This is a genomic window from Streptomyces sp. NPDC088707 (genome assembly GCF_044752725.1).
Classification (GTDB): domain Bacteria; phylum Actinomycetota; class Actinomycetes; order Streptomycetales; family Streptomycetaceae; genus Streptomyces.
Genome location: NZ_JBIVLV010000003.1, coordinates 112940 through 136815, shown reverse-complemented (window position 1 = coordinate 136815; position 23876 = coordinate 112940). Strand labels below are relative to the sequence as shown.

General features: G+C 73.9%; 18 protein-coding genes. 17 read left to right on the top strand and 1 reads right to left on the bottom strand.

What is annotated here, in order from left to right; all coding sequences use genetic code 11:
- Positions 1-4 precede the first annotated feature (4 nt).
- From ACIP84_RS11360 to ACIP84_RS11350, 3 genes are read left to right on the top strand one after another with little or no spacing between them, the layout of a single operon-like run.
- Entirely contained in the window at positions 5-247 is a 243-nt protein-coding gene (locus tag ACIP84_RS11360) for a DUF4244 domain-containing protein (RefSeq protein WP_401797365.1), read from the top strand.
- Positions 234-620 (top strand): TadE family type IV pilus minor pilin, encoded by a 387-nt coding sequence (locus ACIP84_RS11355; protein WP_401797362.1) that lies wholly within the window; start codon positions 234-236, stop codon positions 618-620. Before ACIP84_RS11360 ends, ACIP84_RS11355 begins: the two co-directional genes overlap by 14 nt.
- Entirely contained in the window at positions 617-1048 is a 432-nt protein-coding gene (locus ACIP84_RS11350) for an Rv3654c family TadE-like protein (protein ID WP_401797360.1), read from the top strand. Before ACIP84_RS11355 ends, ACIP84_RS11350 begins: the two co-directional genes overlap by 4 nt.
- On the opposite strand, the gene ACIP84_RS11345 is transcribed toward ACIP84_RS11350, so the two are convergent.
- On the bottom strand, positions 933-3467 hold the full coding sequence (locus ACIP84_RS11345) for a DEAD/DEAH box helicase (RefSeq protein ID WP_401797357.1): 2535 nt from the start codon (positions 3465-3467) through the stop codon (positions 933-935). The two genes, ACIP84_RS11350 and ACIP84_RS11345, sit on opposite strands and share 116 nt — an antisense overlap.
- A gap of 81 nt (positions 3468-3548) precedes the next feature.
- Here ACIP84_RS11345 and ACIP84_RS11340 point away from each other — a divergent pair, with 81 nt between their 5' ends.
- The 14 genes from ACIP84_RS11340 to ACIP84_RS11275 all read left to right on the top strand — a co-directional run bounded on the left by ACIP84_RS11340 (position 3549) and on the right by ACIP84_RS11275 (position 23870).
- Positions 3549-3902, top strand: a complete 354-nt coding sequence (locus ACIP84_RS11340) for an STAS domain-containing protein (protein ID WP_015034520.1) — start codon at positions 3549-3551, stop codon at positions 3900-3902.
- 15 nt (positions 3903-3917) lie between these two features.
- A complete protein-coding gene (locus tag ACIP84_RS11335; RefSeq protein WP_355964144.1) occupies positions 3918-4376 on the top strand; it encodes an ATP-binding protein in 459 nt (152 codons plus the stop codon).
- 293 nt (positions 4377-4669) lie between these two features.
- Complete coding sequence (locus tag ACIP84_RS11330; protein ID WP_401797353.1) at positions 4670-6979, top strand: sodium-translocating pyrophosphatase; 2310 nt, start codon at positions 4670-4672, stop codon at positions 6977-6979.
- 257 nt (positions 6980-7236) lie between these two features.
- Positions 7237-7902: a small secreted protein gene (locus ACIP84_RS11325; RefSeq protein WP_355964141.1), complete on the top strand. Its 666-nt coding sequence runs from the start codon at positions 7237-7239 to the stop codon at positions 7900-7902.
- A gap of 252 nt (positions 7903-8154) precedes the next feature.
- On the top strand, positions 8155-9717 hold the full coding sequence (locus ACIP84_RS11320) for a methyltransferase (protein ID WP_401797350.1): 1563 nt from the start codon (positions 8155-8157) through the stop codon (positions 9715-9717).
- A complete protein-coding gene (locus ACIP84_RS11315) occupies positions 9714-10724 on the top strand; it encodes a helix-turn-helix domain-containing protein (RefSeq protein ID WP_355964138.1) in 1011 nt (336 codons plus the stop codon). The genes ACIP84_RS11320 and ACIP84_RS11315 overlap by 4 nt, the downstream gene beginning before the upstream one ends.
- A gap of 112 nt (positions 10725-10836) precedes the next feature.
- A complete protein-coding gene (locus ACIP84_RS11310) occupies positions 10837-11838 on the top strand; it encodes an ATP-binding cassette domain-containing protein (protein ID WP_401797347.1) in 1002 nt (333 codons plus the stop codon).
- On the top strand, positions 11835-12629 hold the full coding sequence (locus ACIP84_RS11305; RefSeq protein WP_401797344.1) for an ABC transporter permease: 795 nt from the start codon (positions 11835-11837) through the stop codon (positions 12627-12629). Before ACIP84_RS11310 ends, ACIP84_RS11305 begins: the two co-directional genes overlap by 4 nt.
- Before the next feature lie 70 nt (positions 12630-12699).
- Entirely contained in the window at positions 12700-13491 is a 792-nt protein-coding gene (locus ACIP84_RS11300) for an ABC transporter permease (RefSeq protein WP_401797341.1), read from the top strand.
- 194 nt (positions 13492-13685) lie between these two features.
- A complete protein-coding gene (locus ACIP84_RS11295) occupies positions 13686-13883 on the top strand; it encodes a hypothetical protein (protein ID WP_355964131.1) in 198 nt (65 codons plus the stop codon).
- A gap of 237 nt (positions 13884-14120) precedes the next feature.
- On the top strand, positions 14121-16964 hold the full coding sequence (topA, locus tag ACIP84_RS11290; RefSeq protein WP_355964130.1) for a type I DNA topoisomerase: 2844 nt from the start codon (positions 14121-14123) through the stop codon (positions 16962-16964).
- A 124-nt stretch (positions 16965-17088) separates the two neighbouring features.
- Positions 17089-20553 carry a dTMP kinase gene (gene tmk, locus ACIP84_RS11285; RefSeq protein ID WP_401797337.1) on the top strand — a complete coding sequence of 1155 codons (3465 nt, stop codon included), beginning with the start codon at positions 17089-17091 and terminating at the stop codon, positions 20551-20553.
- Between the two features lie 96 nt (positions 20554-20649).
- Positions 20650-21456, top strand: a complete 807-nt coding sequence (locus ACIP84_RS11280) for an ABC transporter ATP-binding protein (protein ID WP_401797334.1) — start codon at positions 20650-20652, stop codon at positions 21454-21456.
- Positions 21453-23870: an FtsX-like permease family protein gene (locus tag ACIP84_RS11275; protein WP_401797331.1), complete on the top strand. Its 2418-nt coding sequence runs from the start codon at positions 21453-21455 to the stop codon at positions 23868-23870. Before ACIP84_RS11280 ends, ACIP84_RS11275 begins: the two co-directional genes overlap by 4 nt.
- Positions 23871-23876: the final 6 nt, after the last annotated feature.

The following is a 23876-nucleotide window of genomic DNA, read 5'->3' as shown; positions in this document are numbered from 1 at the left end:
CGGCATGGCACGACGAGAACGACGGATCGAGGAGGTCGACATGGGAGTCAAGGCGGCGAGGGCCGGTTGGTGGCGGGCGCGGCGGGAGGCGGCGCGCCGGGACGAGGGGATGACCACGTCCGAGTACGCGGTGGGGACGATCGCGGCGGCCGGGTTCGCCGCGGTCCTGTACAAGATCGTGACCAGCGACGCGGTCTCGGGAGCGCTGGAGTCGATGATCGGAAAGGCTCTCGATGCGCCGTTCTGACCGGGGTTTCGTGACCGTGGAGGCGGCGCTGGTGCTGCCTGTCCTCGCCCTCTTCACGGTCACCCTGCTCTGGGCGCTGGCGGCGGCCGCCGCGCAGATCCGCTGTGTGGACGCGGCGCGGGCCGGGGCACGGGTCGCGGCCCGTGCCGAGCCCGTGGCCTCCGCCGAGTCGGCCGCGAGGTCCGCCGCGCCCCAGGGTGCCCGGGTCGCGGTGACGCGGTCGGGGGAGCTGTGGCGGGTGACGGTGGAGGTTCCGGCGCCGGGTCCCGGGGGCATGGGGCTGACCCTGCGGGCGGAGGCAGCGGCGCTCGCGGAGGACACCGCGTTCGGCGGCTCGGCGCCGGGCGTCCCGGAGAGCGGAGCCCCGTCGTGACGGCCGGCGCGCGGGACCGGGACCGGGGCGCGGCGACCGTGTGGGTGGCGTTCGCGGCCTGTGCGCTGTGCGTGGTGTTCGGGGCGGTGCTCGCGCTCGGGCAGGCGGTGGCGGCCAGGCACCGGGCGGGCGGGGCGGCGGACCTGGCGGCGCTCGCCGCCGCCGACCGGGCGCTGTGGGGTGAGGCGGAGGCCTGTGCCGCCGCCGTCCGGGTGGCTGCGGCACAGGGCGCCGAGCTGGTGGGCTGCGCGGTGCGGGGCGAGCTCGCGGAGGTGACCGCCCGGGTCGGGCGGGGCCCCTACCGGCCGGAGGTCAGGTCCCGGGCGGGACCTCAGGCACCTCCACCGGCGGCGTCTCAGGTCTCTCGGGTGTCTCCGGCGCCTCAGGTGTCTTCGGGGGCTCCGGGGCCTCGCGGAGGATCTCCGTGAGGAGGCGGACCGCACCGCGCTTGTGGAGGGGGTCGTTGCCGTTGCCGCACTTCGGGGACTGGATGCAGGACGGGCAGCCCGCCTCGCACTCGCAGGAGGCGATGGCCTCCCGGGTGGCCGTCAGCCAGGCGCGGGCCGTGTGGAAGGCGCGCTCGGCGAACCCCGCGCCGCCCGGGTGGCCGTCGTACACGAAGACGGTGGGCAGCAGGGTGTCCGGATGGAGCGGTACGGAGACTCCGCCGATGTCCCAGCGGTCGCAGGTGGCGAAGAGCGGCAGCATGCCGATGGAGGCGTGCTCGGCGGCGTGCAGGGCGCCCCCGAGGATCTCCGGGGTGATCCGGGCGGCGTCGAGCTGGTCCTCCGTGACCGTCCACCACACGGCCCGGGTGCGCAGGGTGCGGGGCGGCAGGTCGAGCTTGGTCTCGCCGAGCACCTCGCCCGTGATCAGACGGCGGCGCAGGAAGGAGACGACCTGGTTGGTGACCTCGACGGAGCCGAAGCAGAGGCGGCCGGATCCCCAGGGGATCTCGGTCTCGGTGTCCAGGACGGCGATGGAGGTGGTGTCGCGGGCGGTGGTGGAGTACGGCGGGACCGCCTCCTCCACGAGCGCCACGGAGTCCTTGAGGTCGAGCTCCCGCACCAGGTAGGTGCGGCCCTGGTGGAGGTGGACGGCGCCGTCGTGGACGGCCGTGTGGGAGGCGGCCTCGTCGACGGTGCCGAGCAGCCGGCCGGTGCCGGCCTCCACGATCCTGACGGGGCTGCCGCCACCGCCCCGGATGTCCGTGAGGTCGGCGGCCCGCTCGCGGCGGGTCCAGTACCAGCCGGCGGAGCGGCGGCGCAGCAGGCCGGCGCCCTCCAGCTGGGGCAGCAGGTCGGGGACCGCAGGGCCGAAGAGGTCCAGGTCCGCCTCGGTCAGCGGGAGCTCCGCGGCGGCGGCGCACAGATGGGGGGCGAGGACGTACGGGTTGTCGGGGTCGAGGACGGTCGACTCGACCGGCTGGTCGAAGATCGCCTCCGGGTGGTGGACCAGGAAGGTGTCCAGCGGGTCGTCGCGGGCGATCAGGATCGCCAGGGCGCCCTCGCCCGAGCGGCCGGCTCGGCCCGCCTGCTGCCACAGGGAGGCCCGGGTGCCCGGGTAGCCGGCGATCAGGACCGCGTCCAGACCCGAGACGTCGACGCCCAGCTCCAGGGCGGTCGTGGCGGCCAGGCCGAGGAGTTCGCCGGAGTGCAGGGCCCGCTCCAGGGCCCGGCGCTCCTCGGGGAGGTAGCCGCCGCGGTAGGCGGCGACCCGGCGGGCGAGGGCGCGGTCGGTCTCGGCGAGGCGTTCCTGGGCGATCACCGAGATCAGTTCGGCGCCGCGCCGGGAGCGGACGAAGGCGACCGAGCGGACGCCCTGGCGGGTCAGGTCGGTCAGCAGGTCCGCGGTCTCCGCGGTGGCCGTGCGGCGCACGGGCGCGCCGCGCTCGCCGTGCAGGTCGGTCAGCGGCGGCTCCCACAGGGCGAAGACCAGCTCGCCGCGCGGGGAGGCGTCGTCGGAGACCTCGGTGACCGGCAGGCCGGTGAGGCGGCCGGCGGCGAGGGCGGGTTCGGCGGAGGTGGCGGAGGCGAGGAGGAAGACCGGTGCGGAGCCGTACCGGGCGCAGATCCGGCGCAGTCGGCGCAGCACCTGGGCGACGTGGGAGCCGAAGACGCCCCGGTAGGTGTGGCACTCGTCGATCACGACGTAGCGCAGGGAGCGCAGGAAGGAGGCCCACCTGGGGTGGGAGGGGAGTATGCCCCGGTGCAGCATGTCGGGGTTGGTCAGCACGTGGTTCGCGTACTGGCGGACCCACTCGCGTTCCTCGACGGGCGTGTCGCCGTCGTAGACGGCGGGGCGGATCCGGTTGCCGAGCGGGGCGGCCAGTTCCCGGACGGCGCGCCGCTGGTCGGCGGCGAGGGCCTTGGTGGGCGAGAGGTACAGGGCGGTGGTCCCGCGGCCGTTCGGGGCCTCCGAGCCGTCCAGGAGGGTGCTCAGGACCGGGGCGAGGTAGGCGAGCGACTTGCCGGACGCGGTTCCGGTGGCGATCACCACGTTCTCGCCGTCCAGGGCGTGCTCGGCGGCCGCCGCCTGATGGGCCCACGGGTGCTCGATTCCGGCCGCCTCGATCGCCGCGATCACTTCCGGACGGATGCGATGCGGCCAGACTGCATGACGACCCTCCCGGGCGGGCATGTGCTCCATATGAGTGATGCGCGCGGCCCGGCTCTCGCCCGAGGAGAGCCGGTCGAGGACCATGCCGGGAGAGGGGCGGCTGCCCGTGTCTCCGGCCGGTCGACGGGGGCGCTGATTCTTGGCCATCGGCTCCGAGTGTGTCACTGCCATGACGGACAATGCTTCCAAGGCGTCGTGCATGGCTGCTGGTAAGTGATTGAATGCCATCGCGGCTGGCGATCAGTGCCCTGACTCCGCCCGGGAGACCCAGTGGGAACGATCGTTCGATAGCAAGGTGCTGGAGGATCCGTGGACCTGTCCCTGTCGACTCGCAATGTGTCCGGCGCTGGTGGTGACCGTACGGTCGTCGAGGTCGGTGGCGAGATTGATGTGTATACCGCGCCCAAGCTGCGCGAGCAGTTGGTCGAGTTGGTGAACGACGGCAGCTACCACCTGGTCGTCGACATGGAGGGCGTGGACTTCCTCGACTCCACCGGCCTCGGCGTGCTCGTCGGCGGCCTGAAGCGCGTTCGTGCCCATGAGGGCTCGCTGCGTCTGGTCTGCAACCAGGAGCGCATTCTGAAGATTTTCCGGATCACGGGTCTCACCAAGGTGTTCCCGATCCACACCTCGGTCGACGAGGCCGTCAACGCCGTCGACTGAGTCCAGGGGGTTCGTATGGCCACCGTTGAACTCCGCTTCAGCGCTCAGCCCGAGCACGTCCGTACGGCCCGCCTGGTGGCGGCCGCGGTGGCGCGCCGGGCGGGGGTCGACGAGGCGGTCCTCGACGAGGTGCGGCTCGCCGTCGGCGAGGCGTGTTCGCGTGCCGTCGGGCTGCACCGCAGCAACGACGTGACGACGCCCATCAGGGTCGTGCTGACCGAGGAGGAGAAGACGTTCTCCATCGAGGTCGGCGACGAGGTCCCGGGTGCGGGGGTCGCGGCGGCCGATGCCGCCGGTGTCCCCGGCGCGCGGGAAGCGGCCCCGGCCGAGGATTTCGACGACGCCGACGGTGAGGACGAGATGGGGCTCGCGGTGATCCGCGGGCTCGTCGACGATGTCGAGGTGAGCGCCGGCGAGGACGGCGGCACCATCCGGATGAGTTGGCCGGTGAACTCGGCGGACGTCCTGTCCTGACCCGAACGGAGCCACGAAGCGCAACGAGAAGAGGCCCTGCCCCGCAGGGCCTCTTCTCGTTGCGCCGGAACCGCCCGCCGCCCGAGAGCCCGGCCCGGCCTCCCGGCCCGGCCTCCCGGCCCGAGACCCCGGCCCGGCCTCCCAACCTGTCCTCCCGGCCCTGAACCCGAATCCGACCTGCCCCCTGCCCTCCCTGCCGCCGCCCCCCGCCCCCCGGCCGCTGATTGGTGCATCCGCGCGGGGGTTTCCGGCATCCCCGTACGTTCCGGTTTGTCTCCCTATGATCCGTCCCCATGTACCCCACATCTCTCGCCGCGGCGGTGCTCACGAGCGGGAACCGGACGATCGTGTATGTGGTCGGCGCCGTCGCCCTCGCCGCGCTGGTCGTCGCGCGGCTTCTCGTCCGCCAGGTGCTCAGGGCCGGTGAGGGCACCGAGCGGATGAGGGAGATCGCCGCCGCCGTGCAGGAGGGGGCCAACGCCTACCTCGCGCGACAGCTGCGGACCCTCGCCGTCTTCGCGGTCGCCGTGTTCCTCCTGCTGATGCTGCTGCCCGCGGACGACTGGTCTCAGCGCGCCGGGCGCTCCCTCTTCTTCCTGGTCGGGGCGCTCTTCTCGGTGCTCACCGGGTACATCGGCATGCGGCTCGCCGTACGGGCCAACGTGCGGGTCGCCGCGGCCGCCCGGGAGGCCACGCCGGCCGAGGGCGAACCGGAGAGGAACCTGACGGAGGTGGCCCACCGGGCCACCCGGATCGCGTTCCGCACCGGCGGGGTCGTCGGCATGTGCACGGTGGGCCTCGGACTGCTCGGGGCCGTGTGCGTCGTGCTCGTCTACGCCGCCGACGCGCCCAAGGTCCTGGAGGGATTCGGCCTCGGCGCCGCGCTCATCGCCATGTTCATGCGTGTCGGCGGCGGCATCTTCACCAAGGCCGCCGACGTCGGCGCCGACCTGGTCGGCAAGGTCGAGCAGGGCATCCCGGAGGACGATCCGCGCAACGCGGCCACCATCGCCGACAACGTGGGCGACAACGTCGGCGACTGCGCGGGCATGGCGGCCGACCTCTTCGAGTCGTACGCCGTCACCCTGGTCGCCGCGCTCATCCTCGGCATGGCCGCCTTCGGCGACCACGGCCTGGCGTTTCCGCTGATCGTGCCCGCGATCGGCGTGATCACCGCGGTGATCGGCATCTTCGCCGTCTCCCCGCGACGCTCCGACCGCGGCGGGATGAGCGCGATCAACCGCGGATTCTTCGTCTCCGCCGTGATCTCGCTCGCCGGAGTCGCCGCCGCGGCCTTCCTGTACCTGCCCTCCTCCTACGCCGAGCTCGAAGGCGTCACCGAGCCGGGCATCCGCGAGCACGCCGGGGATCCCCGGGTGCTCGCCCTGGTCGCCGTCGCCCTCGGGATCGTGCTCGCCGCGCTCATCCAGCAGCTCACCGGCTACTTCACGGAGACGAGCCGCCGGCCGGTCAGGGACGTCGGCAAGTCCTCGCTCACCGGCCCCGCGACCGTCGTCCTCGCGGGCGTGGCCCTGGGCATGGAGTCCGCCGTCTACACGGCGCTCCTGATCGGCCTCACCGTGTACGGGGCGTTCCTGATCGGCGGCTCCTCGATCATGCTCGCGCTGTTCGCGGTCGCCCTCGCCGGTACGGGCCTGCTCACCACCGTCGGCGTGATCGTCGCCATGGACACCTTCGGCCCGGTCGCCGACAACGCCCAGGGCATCGCGGAGATGTCCGGGGACGTGCGGGGGGCGGGAGCCCAGGTCCTCACCGATCTGGACGCCGTCGGCAACACGACGAAGGCCATCACCAAGGGCATCGCCATCGCCACCGCCGTCCTCGCGGCCGCGGCGCTGTTCGGCTCGTACCGGGACGCCATCGCCACCTCGGTCGCCGAGGTCGGCGCGAAGGCGAACGAGCTGACCCTCTCGATGGACATCTCCCAGCCCAACAACCTCTTCGGCCTCATCCTCGGCGCGGCGGTGGTGTTCCTCTTCTCGGGGCTCGCGATCAACGCCGTGTCGAGGTCGGCCGGATCGGTGGTCTACGAGGTGCGGCGGCAGTTCCGCGAGCACCCCGGGATCATGGACTTCACCGAGAAACCCGAGTACGGACGGGTCGTCGACATCTGCACCAAGGACGCGTTGCGCGAACTCGCCACGCCCGGGCTGCTCGCGGTGATGGCGCCGATCGCGGTCGGCTTCGCGCTGGGCATCGGCGCGCTCGGGGCGTACCTCGCCGGTGCGATCGGCACGGGCGCCCTGATGGCCGTCTTCCTCGCCAACTCCGGTGGCGCCTGGGACAACGCGAAGAAGCTGGTCGAGGACGGGAACCACGGCGGCAAGGGCAGCGAGGCGCATGAGGCGACCGTTATCGGGGACACGGTCGGCGACCCGTTCAAGGACACGGCGGGACCGGCGATCAACCCGCTCCTGAAGGTGATGAACCTGGTCGCGCTGCTCATCGCCCCTGCGGTCGTGCGGTTCAGTTACGGGGACGACGCCAGCGCAGGGCTCCGGGCGGCGGTCGCGGGGGTCGCGCTGGTCGTCGTCATCGCCGCCGTACGGGTCTCCAAGAGGCGTTCCGTGACGGTGTCCTGACGTGGCGTCCGTACGGGCCCTGCGGGAGTGATGCCCGTACGGCTCCGGGAGTGATGCCCTTACGGCTCCGGCCGCGCGGTCCGCGCCGGCTTCCTGCGTGGTGTCCGTCTCATTCCCGGGCGCGTCGGGGGCGCGTGAGAGGTCTCTCCCTTGGGTCAAAAGACTGCAATACGGGGTGAATCGGTCGCACGAAAGGTGGAAGTAGCCCGTTCGGCGTGTATGTTCCGGGGCCGAGAGCCTTGGAAGGGACCGATCCGGTGAACAAGAAGCTTGCGGCCGCACTGTCCGGCGGCGCGGTACTCGTGCTCGCGCTGTCCGGTTGCAGCGACGACGAGGGCAACAAGGTGGACGACTGGGCGAAGACGTTCTGCGACCAGGCCAAGCCCCAGATCCAGAAGCGGGCCGACGCCCACCAGATCATCATCTCGACGGCCGCGGACAGCAAGCCCGCCGAGATCCAGGCGGCCGACTCGAAGGCGTTCCAGGACATCGCCGACGCCGACCGGGCGCTGGCCAAGGCCGTGGAGAGCGCCGGCGCGCCGCCCGTGGAGAACGGCGAGACGGTCCAGCAGGACGCGATCAAGGAGCTCAACGCCACCGCGGTGGCGTACGAGGGCCTCAAGAAGCAGGTCGACGCGCTGGACCCGACGAACCAGCAGAAGTTCGCGGACGGCCTCCAGGGTGTCGCCGACGGTCTGACCAGGATCGAGAAGATGGACCAGAACGCCCTGTCCAAGCTGGAGGAGGGCGAGCTGGGCCAGGCGATGGCCAAGCAGCCCGGCTGCCAGAAGCCCACGGCCTCGACCCCGCCGAAGGCCTCCGGCTCGGCGTCCCCGCAGCCCGGCTCCACCGCCTCCGGCTCCTCCGACAAGGCAGCGACGAAGCCGGCCAAGCCGAGCTCGTCGGCGAAGACCGAGGAGTAGCCCCGCCCGGGGCATCCTGCCCGGGGTATCCGCCCGGGGCCGTCTGGCGGGCCATCCGCCCGGAGCCCCCCCGCCCCGACCCGGTGGCAGCGGCGATTCGTCGCCCGCCGCCGGGTCGACTGCCGTTCTCCGCCGCCCTCCGTCGGGTCGGCCGCCGTCCTCGGCCGCCCTCCGCCGGGTCGGCCGCCGTCCTCGGCCGCCCTCCGTCGGGTCGGCCGCCCGGTTGTCGGTGGCGGCGGTCACAATGGAGCGGTGAGTACGACCAGCCTGCCTCCCCGCCTCCCGGTGCCCGCGCACGCCGCCCGTCTGCGCGAGACGCTCCTCGCAGCCGACTTCACCGCCGACGGACTCCTCGATCTGCTCGGCGCCCCGGCCTACGCCGCGCTCGCGCGCAGCGAGACCGTGCCCGCGCTGCGCGCCACCCGCGGTGACTCCCCGCTGGAGACCCTCGTCCGGCTCTTCCTGCTCCAGCAGGGCGTCGCGCACGAGCAGGCCGCCGCCGCGCTCCCGCTCGACGAGGCCCTCGCCGACGGCTGGGTGGTGCGCGAGGACGACACCGTCTCCGCCACGGTCGACATCCGGCCGTACGGCGGGCCCGAAGGCGAGGACTGGTTCATCGTCTCCGACCTGGGCTGTGCCGTCGGCGGAGCCGGCGGGATCGGCAGGAAGGACGAAGGGGTCGTCCTCGGCGTCGGCGGTGCCTCCACCACCCTCGCCGGGATCACGGTCCGTACGCCGGTGTCCTCCGCGCTCGACCTCGGCACCGGCTCCGGCATCCAGGCGCTGCACGCCGCCCAGCACGCCACCCTGGTCACGGCCACCGACCTCAACCCGCGTGCCCTGGACTTCACGCGGCTCACCCTCGCGCTCTCCGGGGCCCGGGAGGCCGAGCTGCTGACCGGCTCGCTCTTCGAGCCGGTCGACGGGGACACGTACGACCTGATCGTCTCCAACCCGCCGTTCGTGATCTCCCCCGGCGCCCGGCTCACCTACCGGGACGGCGGGATGGGCGGCGACGACCTGTGCCGCACGCTCGTGCAGCAGGCGGGCGACCGGCTCAACGACGGCGGACACGCCCAGTTCCTCGCCAACTGGCAGCACGTCGAGGGCGAGGAGTGGCAGGACCGGCTGCGGTCCTGGGTGCCCGCGGGCTGCGACGCGTGGATCGTGCAGCGCGAGGTCCAGGACATCACCCAGTACGCCGAGCTGTGGCTGCGCGACAGCGGCGACCACCGCGGCGACCCGGACGCGTACGACGAGGCGTACGGGCGCTGGCTCGACGAGTTCGAGGCCCGCAGGACGCGCGCGGTGGGCTTCGGCTGGATCACGATCCGGCGGAACGAGGCCGTGGCGTCCGGCGCCCTCGAACCGTCGATCGTCGTCGAGGAGTGGCCGCACCCCGTCGAGCAGCCCCTCGGCCCCACGGTCCTCGCCCACTTCGAGCGCCAGGACTATCTCCGCTCCCACGACGACGCGGCCCTTCTCGCCGACCGGTTCACGCTCGCGCCCGAGGTCGTGCAGGAGCAGGTCGGGCTCCCCGGCGCCGAGGACCCGGAGCACGTCGTGCTCCGGCAGAACCGGGGCATGCGCCGCGCCACCCGCGTCGACCACGTCGGCGCCGGGTTCGCCGGGGTCTGCGACGGCACCCTCAGCGCGGGCCGCATCCTCGACGCGATCGGGCAGCTGATGGGCGAGGACCCGGTGATACTGCGGGACCGCACCCCGCAGGCGATCCGGCTGCTCGTGGAAGAGGGCTTCCTGCTGCCCGTCGGTGACGGGGACGGCGCCCCGGCCGCGGGAGGGGACGGCGCTTGATACGGATCGAGCTGGACGAGGCCTCGCTCGGGGCGACCCGGATCGCGATCAGCCCGCTGCGGGACGCGTTCTGCTCGATGCACCTCGCGCTGCCGCACCGGCACCCCTCCTGGCCGTACCAGGAGTGGGTCGGGCAGGCGCGGGTGGTGTGGCGCGAGGACGACCGGCTGCGGCCGCTGTGGGACCTGTTCGCCGACGGGCGGTACACGGTCTCCGACTTCCTGCTGCCCCGGCCGTTCGGCACGGTCCACGTCCACGAGGAGCTGGCCGCGCTGCGGGCCACCGACCCGGAGTTCGTCCGGGCCCAGGTCGCCGTCTGCTACCCCGGCATGGCCGAAGCGCCCTTCGTGCAGCCCTATCTGAAGGACCCGGAGGCCGCCTGCGCGGCGCTCGCCGACGCGTACGCGGCCTACTGGGAGGGGGCGATCGAGCCGTACTGGCCGACGATGCGGCGGCTCGTCGAGGACGAAGTGCTCGTCCGCGCCAGGACGTTCGCGACCGAGGGCGTCGACGCGCTGTTCACCGGCCTGGAGGCCCGGGGGCGGTGGCAGCCGCCCGTGCTCGAACTGACCAAGCACATCGAAGCGGAGTACGCGCCGGGCGAGCGGCGTCTCGTCCTCGTTCCGCTGGTCTTCGCCGAGGGCTGCCGGCTGTACTCGACGGACGACCCCGAGGTGTTCGCGCTCAGTTTCCAGGCCCGGGGCGCGGGCGCCCTGCGCGAGCCGCCCGAGCCCGTCGCCGAGGACCGGCTCGGGCTGATGCTCGGCCGCGGCCGGGCGGCGGTCCTGCGCGAGCTGGGCGGGCCGCTGACCACGGCGGGCCTCGCCGACCGCCTCGGCCTCGCGCCCAGCACGGTCTCCGAGCACCTGTCGGTGCTCGCGGAGGCGGGCGTCGTGACCCGCCACCGGGTCGGACGCTCGGTGTACTACCAGTTGACGGACACCGGCCGTTCGCTGCTCGCGCTGCTCGCCGGCGAGGGCGTCCTCGCGGCCGCGGCCGCGGCCTGACGACGGGCCGGTTCTACGGCCGGCAGGGGTCGTCGGACCGGCCGTGGCCCGAGGATTCGGGGCGTTCCGAATCGATGGCCGGGCCCCTCCCCGGGCTCCTACCGTCCGGCGCATGCTCGCAATCGAGGCGGACGCGCTGCGCCGCACCTTCACCGGCAGGACCGTGTGGCCGAAGTCCCGGCGGACCGAGACCGAGGCCGTCCGCGGCGTCACGTTCGACGTGGCGCCGGGGGAGCTGTTCGGGCTCCTCGGGCCCAACGGCGCCGGTAAGACCACCACCATCAAGATGCTCAACACCCTGCTCCTGCCGACCTCCGGCACGGCCCGGGTGTTCGGCCACGACGTCGCCCGCGACCCCGTCGCCGTACGTCGCAGGATCGGGTACGTCTTCGGCGGCGACCGGGGCCTGTACGACCGGCTCTCCGCGCTCGACAACCTCCGCTACTTCGCCGAGCTGTACGCCGTCCCGGCCCGCGAGCAGAAGCGCCGCATCACCGAACTCCTCGACCTGGTCGGCCTCCTGGGCCGGGAGAAGGAGCGCGTCGAGGGCTACTCGGGCGGCATGCGGCAGCGCCTCCACATCGCCCGCGGCCTGCTCCACCGCCCCGATGTCCTCTTTCTCGACGAGCCGTCCATCGGCGTCGACCCCGTCGCCGCCCGCGATCTGCGCCGTACGGTCGCCGACCTGGCCGCCGCCGGGACGACCGTCCTGCTCACCACGCACTACATGGCCGAGGCGGACGAGCTCTGCGACCGGATCGCCGTCATCGCGGGCGGCCGGATCCGCGCCCTCGGCACCCCCGACAGCCTCAAGTCCCTCGTACGGGACCGGGATGTGCTGGAGATCGAGGCGTACGGCGTCGACGACGAGCGGCTCGACCGGCTGCGGCGGGTGCCGGGCGTGCGGGGCGTGTCCGCCGAGGACCGGGGCGCGCTGCAGACCGTGACCGTGCAGGCCGGGCGGGGGGCCGCCGAGCTGCACGGACCGGTCCTCGCCGCGCTCGACGGCGTACGGATCGGGCGGGTCACCAGCCGCGAACCGTCCCTGGAGGACGCGTACATCGCGATCGTGGAGGACGCGGCGGGCACCGCGAAGGAGGTGTCGCCGGCATGAGCGGCCGTACCGTCGACCCGCGGCGCGTCCCGCGGCTGATCCTCGTCGGAGTCCGCACGCACGTCTCGTACATGTCGCGCTCCCCGATCGAGATCACCTTCGCCGTCCTCGTCCCCCTCGTCTACGCGACGCTCGCCGTCTATCTGTTCCGCGCCGCGGGGGACCCCGACAGGCTGCTGACCGCCTCCGTCGGGGCCGGACTCATGGGCATCTGGGGCTCGGTGCTCTTCGGTTCGGGCGGGGCGGTGCAGAACCAGCGCTGGCTCGGCACCTTGGAGACCCTGGTCGTCGCGCCGACGCCGCTCGCGCTCGTGCTGCTCCCGATCACCCTCGCGACCGCCGTCATCGGCACGTACGCCATGGGCGCGACCGTCCTGTGGGGCGTCCTCCTCTTCGACGTGCCCCTGGACCTCGCGCACCCGCTGCTCTTCCTGGTCGCCGTCCCGGTGTGCGTCCTCGCGCTCGGCATGACCGGGCTGCTGCTCGCCGCCACGTTCGTGCTGCTGCGCAACGCCAACGCGCTCGCCAACCCGCTCGACACCCCCGTCTGGCTGCTCTCCGGGCTGCTCGTGCCGGTCACCGTGCTGCCCGCCTGGACCCACCCGGTCTCCTGGGCCCTGCCCACGACCTGGGGCGCGCGGGCCGTGCACGCGGCGACCTCGGGCGGCGACGTGCTCACCCCGCTGCTGGCCGCCGCCGCGCTCGGCGCCGGGTACGCCCTGGCCGCCGTCCTCGTCCTCGGGCGGGTGGAACGGCGGGCGCGCGCCGCCGCGACCCTCGCCCTCACGTGAGACCGCCGAGAACCCCCACCCGTCCCAAGCCGGCCCCACCCCCACCCGACCTTCGAGAGGCACGACAACCATGTTCCGTTTCCTCGCCACCGCGCGGCTCGTCGTCGTCGGCGGGGCGATCTCCTACCGGGCCCTCTTCAACTGGACGACCCCGCCGATGTTCATCGGAACCCTGCTGGTCGGGCCGCTTCTCCAGGTCTTCTTCTTCGTCTACCTGGGGCGCGAACTGGGGGTCGCCGACGACCGTTTCCACCTCGTGGGGAACGCCGTCCTCGCCGCTTCCGCCTCCGGTGTGTACGGCGGCACGATGGCCGTCGCCAACGAGCGCCGGTACGGCACGCTCGGCGCGGTCCTGCTCTCGCCCCGGCACCGGATCCCGCTCTGGACCGGGCGCGCCCTGCCGTACGTGCTCAACGGGCTGTTCGTCAGCGCCTTCGTGCTCACCGCCGCCTCGCTCGTCCTCGGGCTGCCGGTGCCCGCCGGGGCGCTGCCCGGCCTCGGCCTCGTCCTGCTCGTCGCGGCCGGCGCCTGCTCGGCGTTCGGGCTCGCGCTCGGTGCGCTCGGGCTCCGCTTCCGTGATGTGTTCCTGGTGTCGAACGTGGCCAGTTCCGTGCTGCTCCTGCTGACCGGCGCGGCCGTGCCACGGGAGACGCTGCCGGAGTGGATGCGGGCCGCCGGTGAGCTGCTGCCGCTCACGCACGCGGCGGACGCGGCGCGCGGGCTGACCGCCGGCGGTGGTCTGGACGGTTCGCTGCTCGGGGCCGAGCTCGCGGTGGGCGCCGGCTGGGGGCTGCTCGCCGTCGTCCTGCTCGGTGTCTTCGAGCGGGGCAGCCGCCGCCGGGCCACCCTCGACACGATGTGACGGACGAGACGGGCGGGCAGCCCGGGCAGTACGAGAACTGCGAGAAGTGACGAGTGGGTCACTACCGGCCATCTTCGTGAAACCGTACGGGATGCTCCGCGGCGTTCACCCGGAATTCGCACCCAGGACGCCGGGAGGTGTCAGCCTCGGCTGCGGGAGACCAACACCGCACGTGGACGGAACGGGGTACGGGCATGGAGAGCGGGCCGGCGATCTTCGCGGGGGCGGCGTTCACGCTGTTCGGAGGCGCGCTGCTGCTGTGGACCACCATGCGGACACTGCACGGCGAGCCCGTCGCCCACGGGGTCGCCCCTCGTGCCGCCGTCGCCCTGACGAGCCTCTCCGGGACCGTCTTCCTCGCCGTCGGCGTCTGGTGCTTCGGCCGCCTCTGACGCCCTCGCCGATCCCCTCCTGATTCTGTCGCGCCCCGCCCGACCGGGAGTCCGGGCGGCAGGAATGCCAGGACTCGGGTTACCGTTCGAGTGGCCGTTGCGGGCTTTCGCCGTTTGACACGGGGGCGGGTTGTACCGTCACACTCCGCAGCGACGGGAGCGTCACCGTCCGTGCCGCTGCCGTGCGTGCCAGCGCCGTACGTGCCAGAGAGTGTCGATCCGGAGAGAAGAGCGAAGTTGTCCCCGACCAGCGAAGCCGCACACGGCGGCCGCCGACTCGTCATCGTCGAGTCGCCTGCCAAGGCGAAGACGATCAAGGGTTACCTCGGCCCCGGCTACGTCGTCGAGGCGAGCGTCGGGCACATCCGAGACCTCCCCAGCGGCGCCGCCGAGGTGCCCGAGAAGTACACCGGCGAGGTGCGCCGTCTCGGCGTCGACGTCGAGCACGACTTCCAGCCCATCTACGTCGTCAACGCCGACAAGAAGGCGCAGGTCAGGAAGCTCAAGGAGCTCCTGGCCGAATCCGACGAGCTCTTCCTCGCCACCGATGAGGACCGCGAGGGCGAGGCCATCGCGTGGCACCTCCAGGAAGTCCTGAAGCCCAAGGTCCCGGTCCACCGGATGGTCTTCCACGAGATCACCAAGGACGCGATCCGCGAGGCCGTCGCCAACCCGCGCGAGCTGAACCAGCGCATGGTCGACGCCCAGGAGACCCGCCGCATCCTCGACCGCCTCTACGGCTACGAGGTCTCGCCGGTCCTGTGGAAGAAGGTCATGCCGAAGCTGTCGGCGGGCCGCGTCCAGTCGGTGGCCACCCGCCTCGTCGTCGAGCGGGAGCGCGAGCGCATCGCCTTCCGTTCCGCCGAGTACTGGGACCTCACCGGCACCTTCGCCACCGGCCGCACCGGTGACGCCTCCGACCCGTCGCAGCTGGTCGCGCGCCTCGCCGCGGTCGACGGCAAGCGGGTCGCGCAGGGTCGCGACTTCGGCGCCGACGGCCGGCTGAAGAGCGAGAGCGTCCTCCACCTGGACGAGACGAACGCCCGCGCCCTGGCCGCCGCGCTCGCCGACACGGCGTTCGCGGTGCGCTCGGTCGAGTCGAAGCCGTACCGGCGCTCCCCGTACGCCCCCTTCCGCACCACCACCCTCCAGCAGGAGGCGAGCCGCAAGCTGGGCTTCGGTGCGAAGGCGACCATGCAGGTGGCGCAGAAGCTGTACGAGAACGGCTTCATCACCTACATGCGTACGGACTCCACGATCCTCTCCGACACCGCCGTCTCGGCGGCGCGGGCGCAGGTCACGCAGCTCTACGGCGCCGACTATCTGCCGGAGAAGCCGCGCGTCTACGCGGGCAAGGTCAAGAACGCGCAGGAGGCGCACGAGGCGATTCGCCCTTCGGGTGATCGTTTCCGCACCCCGGCGGAGACCGGTCTGACCGGCGACCAGTTCCGGCTGTACGAGCTCATCTGGAAGCGGACCGTCGCCTCCCAGATGAAGGACGCCACCGGAAACTCGGTCACCGTGAAGATCGGCGGCCGGGCCGCCGACGGCCGCGACGCCGAGTTCAGCGCCTCCGGCAAGACGATCACCTTCCACGGCTTCATGAAGGCGTACGTCGAAGGCGCCGACGACCCGAACGCGGAGCTCGACGACCGCGAGCGGCGCCTGCCGCAGGTCGCCGAGGGCGACGCGCTGACCGCCGACGAGATCACCGTGGACGGTCACGCGACCAAGCCGCCGGCCCGCTACACCGAGGCCTCGCTGGTCAAGGAGCTGGAAGAGCGCGAGATCGGCCGCCCGTCGACGTACGCGTCGATCATCGGCACGATCCTCGACCGCGGCTACGTCTTCAAGAAGGGCACGGCCCTCGTGCCGTCCTTCCTGAGCTTCGCCGTCGTCAACCTCCTGGAGAAGCACTTCGGGCGGCTCGTCGACTACGACTTCACCGCCCGGATGGAGGACGACCTCGACCGCATCGCCCGCGGTGAGGCCCAGTCCGTGCCGTGGCTGAAGCGTTTCTACTTCGGCGAGGGCGAGGCCGGTACGGCCGCGTCCGGCGGTGCCGCGGACGCCGGCAACGGCGACGGGGACCACCTCGGCGGCCTCAAGGAGCTCGTCACCGACCTCGGTGCGATCGACGCCCGCGAGATCTCGTCCTTCCCCGTCGGCAACGACATCGTGCTCCGCGTCGGCCGCTACGGCCCCTACGTCGAGCGCGGCGAGAAGGAGGCCGAGGGCCACCAGCGCGCCGACGTCCCCGAGGAGCTCGCGCCCGACGAGCTGACCGTCGAGCTCGCCGAGGAGCTGCTCGCCAAGCCGAGTGGCGACTTCGAGCTGGGCGCCGACCCGGTCAGCGGCAACCAGATCGTCGCGAAGGACGGCCGCTACGGCCCGTACGTCACGGAGATCCTGCCCGAGGGCACCCCGAAGACCGGCAAGAACGCGGTGAAGCCGCGTACGGCCTCCCTCTTCAAGTCGATGTCCCTCGACACCGTCACCCTGGAGGACGCGCTCCGGCTGATGTCCCTGCCCAGGGTCGTCGGCGCGGACGCCGAGGGCGTCGAGATCACCGCGCAGAACGGCCGCTACGGCCCGTACCTGAAGAAGGGCACGGACTCGCGGTCGCTCACCGAGGAGGACCAGCTCTTCACGATCACCCTCGAAGAGGCGCTCGCGATCTACGCCCAGCCGAAGCAGCGGGGCCGGGCCGCGGCCAAGCCGCCGCTGAAGGAGCTGGGCACCGACCCGGTCAGCGAGAAGCCCGTGGTCGTCAAGGACGGCCGCTTCGGCCCGTACGTGACGGACGGCGAGACCAACGCCACCCTGCGGACCGGCGACAGCGTGGAGGAGATCACGCCGGAGCGCGGTTACGAGCTGCTCGCGGAGAAGCGGGCCAAGGGGCCGGCGAAGAAGGTCGCCAAGAAGGCCCCGGCCAAGAAGGCGACCACCGCGAAGAAGACCGCCACGAAGGCCGCGGCGAAGAAGACGACGACGGCCGCGAAGAAGACGGCCGCGAAGACGACCACGACGGCCAAGAAGACGACCGCCGCGAAGAAGACGGCGGCCGCGAAGCCGGAGTAGTCCTCGCAGGGGAAGGGCGGGGTGGAGGCACGCGCCTCCACCCCGCCCTTCCCGTTGTCACAGGCTCGTCCGGATGTTCGGGCGGAGGCCACGGGGAGCAAGGCCGTCCGGATAGGGTGGACGGATGACGCGAGCAGAGCAGCCAGACCGCCTCGGCGATTCCGACGCCGCACTCGTCGCGGATTCCAGGGAGCGCGCCGTACGCGCCCTCTTGCGCCACCAGCCGCTGCGCAGGTTGTGGAGCGCCCACTCCGTCGGCGGCACCGGCGACGCGCTCGCCCTGCTCGTACTCGTCCTCCTCGGCCTCCAGGCCGCGGTGGCCGAGGGCGCGCTCGGCGGGGGCGAACGGGGTGCCGCGTTCGCCGTGGCCGCCGTCGTCGGCGCCCGGCTGCTCGCCTCGGTCCTCTTCGGAGCCGTCCTCCTCGGCCCGCTGACCGCGCTCACCGGACCCGGCGGCGCGCTCGACCGGCGCTGGACCATGATCGGCGCCGACGGCGTCCGGATCGCGCTCCTCGTCATCGCACCGCTGTGGATCGACTGGACCCCCGGCAGCGCCCTCTGGTACCTGCTCGGCACCGTCTTCGTCACCGGCGCGGCCGAGCGGCTCTGGACCATCAGCCGGGAGGGCGCCGCGCCCGCGCTGCTGCCCGCCCCGCCGATCGAGGGCGGAGCCGTACGGCCGCTGCCCGACCACCTCGGCCCGCTGCGCCGGCTCTCCCAGCGCACCACCTTCCTCGCCGTCCCGGCCGCGGCCGCCGTCCTGCTCGTCGCCACCCTGATCGGCAACCTGCTCGGCGCTGGAATCAACTGGTTCTCGCTGCACCAGGCCGCCCTCGGCTCGTACGTGGCCGCCGGCCTGTTCGCCGCCTCCGTCACCGTCCTGTACGCGATGACGCTGCCCGGCGGGGACACCCCCCGGCCCCGCTCGCCCCTGGAGGGGCTGCGCCGGCCGACCGGGAAGGGTGCCGAGGGCAGCGCAGAGAAGGGCCGTACCGGAGCCCTCTCGCTGCTCGTCCTGACCTGCGCGACGGTCGCCGGAGCCATCGCCGCGGCCGCCTCCGTCGCCGTACTCCACGCCTACGACCTGGGCGGCGGGCCCGTCACGTACGCGCTGCTCGTCCTCGCCCTCAGCGGCGGCACCGCCGTCGGCATCCGCACCGCCCGCTCGGTCCTGCCCGTCCTGTCCCGGCGCCGGCTGCTCGCGCTCGTCACCGCCGTCACCGGCGTCGCGCTGATCGCGATGGGCCTGGTACCGGACACGGCGACCGTGCTGCTCCTCGCCGTCCTCGCCGGATACGCCGCCGGGGTCGCCGCGAACACCGGGCACACCCTCGTCGACCAGGAGACCGAGGAGCCCCGCAGGGCCCGCACCACCGAGCACCTCCAGGCCACCGCCCGCGTCGGCATGGCGATCGGCGCGCTCGCCGCGCCGCTGCTCGCGGCCGCGATCGGACCGCACCGGCTCGCCTCCGACTCGGGGACCTTCCTCTTCGAGCACGGCGGCGCCGCCTTCACGCTCGCCCTGATCGGCGCCCTGCTGCTGCCGGTCGCCGCGCTCGTCCTCGCGAAGACCGACGACCGGGCGGGCGTCCCGCTCCGCCGCGACCTGCGCGACGCGCTGCGCGGCTCCGACCCGGTGCAGGCGCCCTCCCCGACCGGCTTCTTCATCGCCCTGGAGGGCGGCGACGGCGCCGGCAAGTCCACCCAGGTCCAGGCGCTCGCCGAGTGGATCCGGGCCAAGGGCCACGAGGTCGTCGTCACCCGCGAGCCCGGCGCCACCCCCATCGGCAAGCGCCTCCGCTCGATCCTCCTCGACGTGTCGTCGGCGGGGCTCTCGAACCGCGCCGAGGCCCTGCTGTACGCGGCCGACCGCGCCGAGCACGTCGACTCCCTCGTCCGGCCGGCCCTGGAGCGGGGCGCGATCGTCCTCTCCGACCGCTACATCGACTCGTCCGTCGCCTACCAGGGCGCGGGCCGCGACCTCTCCCCGACCGAGATCGCCCGTATCTCGCGCTGGGCGACCGACGGGCTCGTCCCGCACCTGACCGTGGTCCTCGACGTCTCCCCCGAGACCGCGCGGGAACGGTTCACCGAGGCGCCCGACCGCCTGGAGTCCGAGCCGCCGGAGTTCCACGCGCGCGTACGGGCCGGATTCCTCGCCCTCGCGGCCGCCGACCCCGGCCGCTACCTCGTCGTCGACGCCGGGCAGGAGCCCGAGGCCGTCACCACCGTCGTACGCCACCGGCTCGACCGGATGCTGCCGCTCTCCGAGGCCGAGGTGAAGGCCGTCGAGGAGGCCCGCCGGAAGGCCGAGGAGGAGGCGCGCCGCCGCGCCGAGGAGGAAGCCGCCCGCAAGGCCGAGGAGGAGCGACTGGAGCGCGAGCGCCAGGAGCAGCTCGCCAAGCTCCGTGCCGAGGAGGAGGAGCGCAAGCGGCGCGAGGAGGAAGAAGCGCGCCGCCTGGAGGCCGAGCGTCAGGCGGAGGAGGCGCGGCGCAAGGCCGAGGAGGCCCGCCTCGCCGCGGAGGAGGAGCGCAGGCGCCTCGCGGCCGAGGAGAAGGCCCGCAAGGAGGAAGAGGAGCGGCTTCGCAAGGAGGCCGAGGAGGAGGCCCGGCTGCGGGCCGAGGCGGAGGAACGCCGCCTGGAGAAGCAGCGCAAGGCGGAGGAGGCCCTGCTCCGCGCCGAGGAGGCCCGCCGGATGGCCGAGGCCGCGGCTGCCGCGAAGGCGGCGGAGGAGGCCGCGGCGAAGGCGGCCGCCGAGAGGCTCGCGGCCGAAGCCGCGGCCAAGGCGGCGGCGGAGCGTGCCGCGGCCGAGCGTGCCCAGGCGGAGGCCGCCGCCGCCCTCCGCGCCGAGGCGGCCAAGGCCGCTGCCGAACGGGCCGCCGCCGAGAAGAGGGCGGCGGCCGAGGCGAAGGCCGCCGCCGACGCGAAGGTCGCGCGGGAGAAGGCCGAGGCCGAGGCGGCCGCCGCCGCCGAGCGGGCCGCGCGTGCCGCCGAGGCCGCGGCCGTCGAGCTCTCGGCCAACGAGGTCACCCAGGCGACCCCGATCGTGAAGCCGGACCCGCGGATCGCGGAGCCGGGCACGACGCGGGCCGGGACGCCGGCCCGGACCTCGACCGGGACGTCGGCCAAGGCGCGGGAAGGGAAGCCGGCCGCCGAGCCGGACGAGCCGACCGTGTCGCCCGAGGAGGTCACCGTCGCCACGCCGATCGTGAGGACCACGAAGCCGGAGGCGGAGACGAGCGTCCTGCCCCGGATCGGCGAGGAGCGCGCGGCCGACGAGACCGCCGTCCTGCCTCCCGTGCGGGACACCGAGTCGACCGCCGTGCTGCCGTCCGTCCGGGACACCCCGTCGTCCGACCCGGTCGACCGGGTGCCGCAGGGCATCTTCCGGGACGCCGGCCCCTCCCGGCAGCAGCCGCAGGGGGCGAACGACCGGACCCGCGAGCTGCCCCAGCTCGACGAGGACGGCCGGCCCCGCCGCCGCTCCGACTGGGCGGAGGAGACCCCGCTCGACGATCTGCCGACGCTCGCGGACGAGCTGTTCGGACCGCACGACGACGAGGACGAGGGCCGGCGGCGCCGCCGCTGACCCTCTGCCTCTCCGGCGGGGGTGGAGCTAGCTCCACCCCCGACCGGGCAGCCAGCCCCATACCGCTCTGACCTGCTGTTTTCTAGCGTTGTCGGTATGACGACGACAGCAGTGACGGAGAGCGGTGCCGCCCGCGCCCTGGACGCGGCCCTCACCCTCGACAGGGTGGGCCGGACGTACGGGCGCGGTGCCCCCGCGCTCGACGGGGTGAGCCTGACCGTGCCGCGCGGCCGGTTCGTGGCCGTGATGGGCCCCTCGGGTTCCGGCAAGTCCACCCTGCTGCGGTGCGCCGCGGGACTCGAACGGCCGACGACCGGAACGGTACGGATCGGGGGCACCGACCTCGCCACGCTGAAGGCCGCCGGACTCACCCGGCTCCGCCGCGACCGGATCGGCTTCGTCTTCCAGTCGCTGAACCTCGTCTCCGCCCTCGACGTGCGCGAGAACGTCACCCTGCCGCTGCTCCTCGCCGGAGCCCGGGAGGGGCGGGAGCTCGACGCCCGCGCGCTCGCCGGTCTGGCGGCCGTCGGCCTCGCGGACCGGGCCGGGGACAGGCCGGAGAACCTGTCCGGCGGTCAGCGCCAGCGGGTCGCCATCGCCCGCGCCCTGGTCAACGAACCCGAGGTCGTCTTCGCCGACGAGCCGACCGCCGCCCTCGACCCGGTCACGGCGGCCGGCGTCCTCGCCCTGCTGCGGCGCGCGGTCGACGAGCGGGGGACCACCGTCGTCCTCGTCACCCACGACCCGGTGGCGGCCGCCTGGACGGACGAGGCCGTGTTCCTCGACCGGGGCAGGCTCGCCGGACGCCTCGACCGTCCGGACGAGTCGGGCGTGCGGGAGATGCTGGGCGCGCACCTTCCGGGCGCCGCTCACGGGTTCCGCCGGATGGCGGTGGCCGGATGAAGCCGCTCGGGAACCCCGCTGTCCGGCTGCTCGCAGCCCGCTCCCTGCGGGCGCACCGGAAGGCGTGGGCGGCCGTGTTCGCCGCCGTCGCCGTCACCGCCGTGCTGCTCGGCGCCCTGGCCCTCGCCGCCGGCTCGGCTGGCCTCGGCCACGCGCGCGTGGAGCGGTACGCGGCCGCGGCCGTCGTCGTCGCCGGTGACCAGGAGGTCCGCTGGACGACGAAGCCGTGGGGGAGCGAGGCGCAGACGCAGTCCGCAGGACTGACCGAGCGGGTACGGATTCCGAGCGCGACCGTCGACGTGGTGCGGGCGGTCCCGGGGGTCCGGGCCGCGGTGCCGGACCACACCTTCGTCGTACGGGAGCCGGGCACGGGCGCTCAGGCGGACCCGAAGGCCTACACAGGGCGGTCCTGGGAGGCCGCCCGGCTGGCCCCGTACCGGCTGGTCGACGGGCGCGGGCCGCGCGGCGCCGGAGAGGCCGTCATGGGCTCCGGTGCCGGGGCGCGGATCGGGGACACCGTCGCCGGGCGGAAGGTCGTCGGCCTCGCGGACGGGCCCGCCGCCCTGTACGTCACGGCGGCCGAGGCGCGGAGGCTCGCGGGGCACCCGGGCTCCGTCGACGCCGTCGGCGTGCTCGCCGAACCCGGCGTACCGGTGGACACCCTCCACGCGCGCGTGCGGGCGGCCCTGGACGAGGCCGGACTCAAGGACACCGCCTCCGGGCAGCCGCTGCGGGCACTCACCGGCGACGGCCGGGGCGGTCCCGAGCACCTCGCCGCCGCGCCCGCGCGCACGGAGCTCCTCCAGCTCCTCGCGGCGATCTCGGGGACCGTCGTGCTCGTCGCCGTCCTCGTGCTCGCCTCGCTCGTCGCGCAGGCGCTGCAGCAGCGGGCCGCCGAGCGGGAGTTGCTGCTCTCGGTGGGCGCGACGGCCCGTCAGGTCCGGGCGGCGGCGGGCCGGGAGGTGACCCGGGTGGCGGGGCTCGCGGCGCTGTGCGGCGCGGTCGCGGCCGTACCGGTGTTCCTCGGGCTGTGGGCGGCGCTGCGGGCCCGTACCGGAGTCGTTCCCGAGGGGCTCGAACTCCCGGCACCGCCCTGGCTGTTCGTCGCCTCGCTCGTGGTCGCCGCCGTGGTCGTGGGCATCACCAGGCTCGTCGTCCTCTTCGCCGCCCGGCAGCCCCGGCGGCCGGGGAAGGGCGGCGCGCGGCGGGTCGTCGGGATCGCGCTGATCCTGCTGGGCGTGGCGTCGGCCGTCACCGCCACGGCCCAGGGCGGCGAGGCCGCCGGCGCCGCCGCCGGAGCGGCCACGGTGACACTGGTCGCCGGGTGCGCGGTGCTCGGCCCCTGGATCGCCGGGGCCGCGATGAAGGTCCTCGACCTGCCGTTCCGCCGGCTCGGCGGCGCGCCCGGACGGCTCACCGCCGCGGGTGCGAGCGCCCACTCGCGGCGCCTCGGGGCGGCGCTCGTACCGGTCGTCCTCGTCACCGCCTTCGCGCTCGTGCAGCTCTCGGCGGGCACGACGATGGGGCGGGCCGCCGACGAGCAGGCGCGGACGGCGACGACCGCGGACCTCGCGCTCACCGGGACGACGGCGGAGCAGGCGCGACGGCTGCCGGGGGTCGACGCGGCCACGGACGTGCTGCGTTCGACGGTCGTCCTGGCCCGCACGGAGGCCGGGACGCCGCGCCTCGACCGGCTTCCGGTGCTCGGCGTGGACGCGTCGGGCCTGGCGGGCACGCTCGACCCCGGGGTCGTCACGGGTGACCTCGCCGGACTCGCCCGCACGGGCACGGTCGCGGTCGGCGCGGACATGGCCGACTCGCTGGACGTACGGCCCGGTTCTACGGTGGACCTGCGGCTCGGGGACGGCACCCCGAAGCGGCTTCGCGTAGTGGCGGTGTACGAACGCTCGCTCGCACTCGGCGAGTTCCTGCTCCCGAAGGCCGAACTGGCCCCGCACATGAGTGATCCGTACCCCGCGCGCGTCCTGGCGTCCACGGCGAGGGCGGCCGCGGGTTCCGCCGTGCCGCCCGAGCAGGTGAGTCCGCCGGGCGCCGCACTCCACGGCATCGTCTCGGCTGTCATCGTCTCCGCGATCGGCGGCCTCACCCTCCTCTCCGTCCTCAGTACCCTCACCCTCATCGGAGCGGGACGGCGCGGCGAACTCCACCTCCTCGGCCAGGTGGGCGCGTCGGCCGGTCAGCTGCGCCGGATGCTCGGCCTGGAGGCGGGATTCCTGACCGCCGCCGGACTGCTCGTCGGCGTCGTGGTGGCGGCGCTGCCACTGACCGCCTTCGCCTGGTCGCTCACGGGCGGGCTGCCGTACCTGCCGCCCCAGCAGGCGGCCCTGATCGCCGGCACGGTGGTGGTCACCGTGGTGGCGGGCGTGTTCCTGCCCTCGCGTCGGCGGACCTGATCCCGC

Coding starts and splice junctions, on each gene's coding strand:
- ACIP84_RS11360 (WP_401797365.1), top strand. CDS start 5: ATGGCACGACGAGAACGACGGATCGAGGAGGTCGACATGGGAGTCAAG.
- ACIP84_RS11355 (WP_401797362.1), top strand. CDS start 234: ATGCGCCGTTCTGACCGGGGTTTCGTGACCGTGGAGGCGGCGCTGGTG.
- ACIP84_RS11345 (WP_401797357.1), bottom strand. CDS start 3,467: ATGGCATTCAATCACTTACCAGCAGCCATGCACGACGCCTTGGAAGCA.
- ACIP84_RS11335 (WP_355964144.1), top strand. CDS start 3,918: ATGGCCACCGTTGAACTCCGCTTCAGCGCTCAGCCCGAGCACGTCCGT.
- ACIP84_RS11330 (WP_401797353.1), top strand. CDS start 4,670: ATGTACCCCACATCTCTCGCCGCGGCGGTGCTCACGAGCGGGAACCGG.
- ACIP84_RS11310 (WP_401797347.1), top strand. CDS start 10,837: ATGCTCGCAATCGAGGCGGACGCGCTGCGCCGCACCTTCACCGGCAGG.
- ACIP84_RS11305 (WP_401797344.1), top strand. CDS start 11,835: ATGAGCGGCCGTACCGTCGACCCGCGGCGCGTCCCGCGGCTGATCCTC.
- ACIP84_RS11300 (WP_401797341.1), top strand. CDS start 12,700: ATGTTCCGTTTCCTCGCCACCGCGCGGCTCGTCGTCGTCGGCGGGGCG.
- ACIP84_RS11295 (WP_355964131.1), top strand. CDS start 13,686: ATGGAGAGCGGGCCGGCGATCTTCGCGGGGGCGGCGTTCACGCTGTTC.
- tmk (WP_401797337.1), top strand. CDS start 17,089: ATGACGCGAGCAGAGCAGCCAGACCGCCTCGGCGATTCCGACGCCGCA.
- ACIP84_RS11280 (WP_401797334.1), top strand. CDS start 20,650: ATGACGACGACAGCAGTGACGGAGAGCGGTGCCGCCCGCGCCCTGGAC.
- ACIP84_RS11275 (WP_401797331.1), top strand. CDS start 21,453: ATGAAGCCGCTCGGGAACCCCGCTGTCCGGCTGCTCGCAGCCCGCTCC.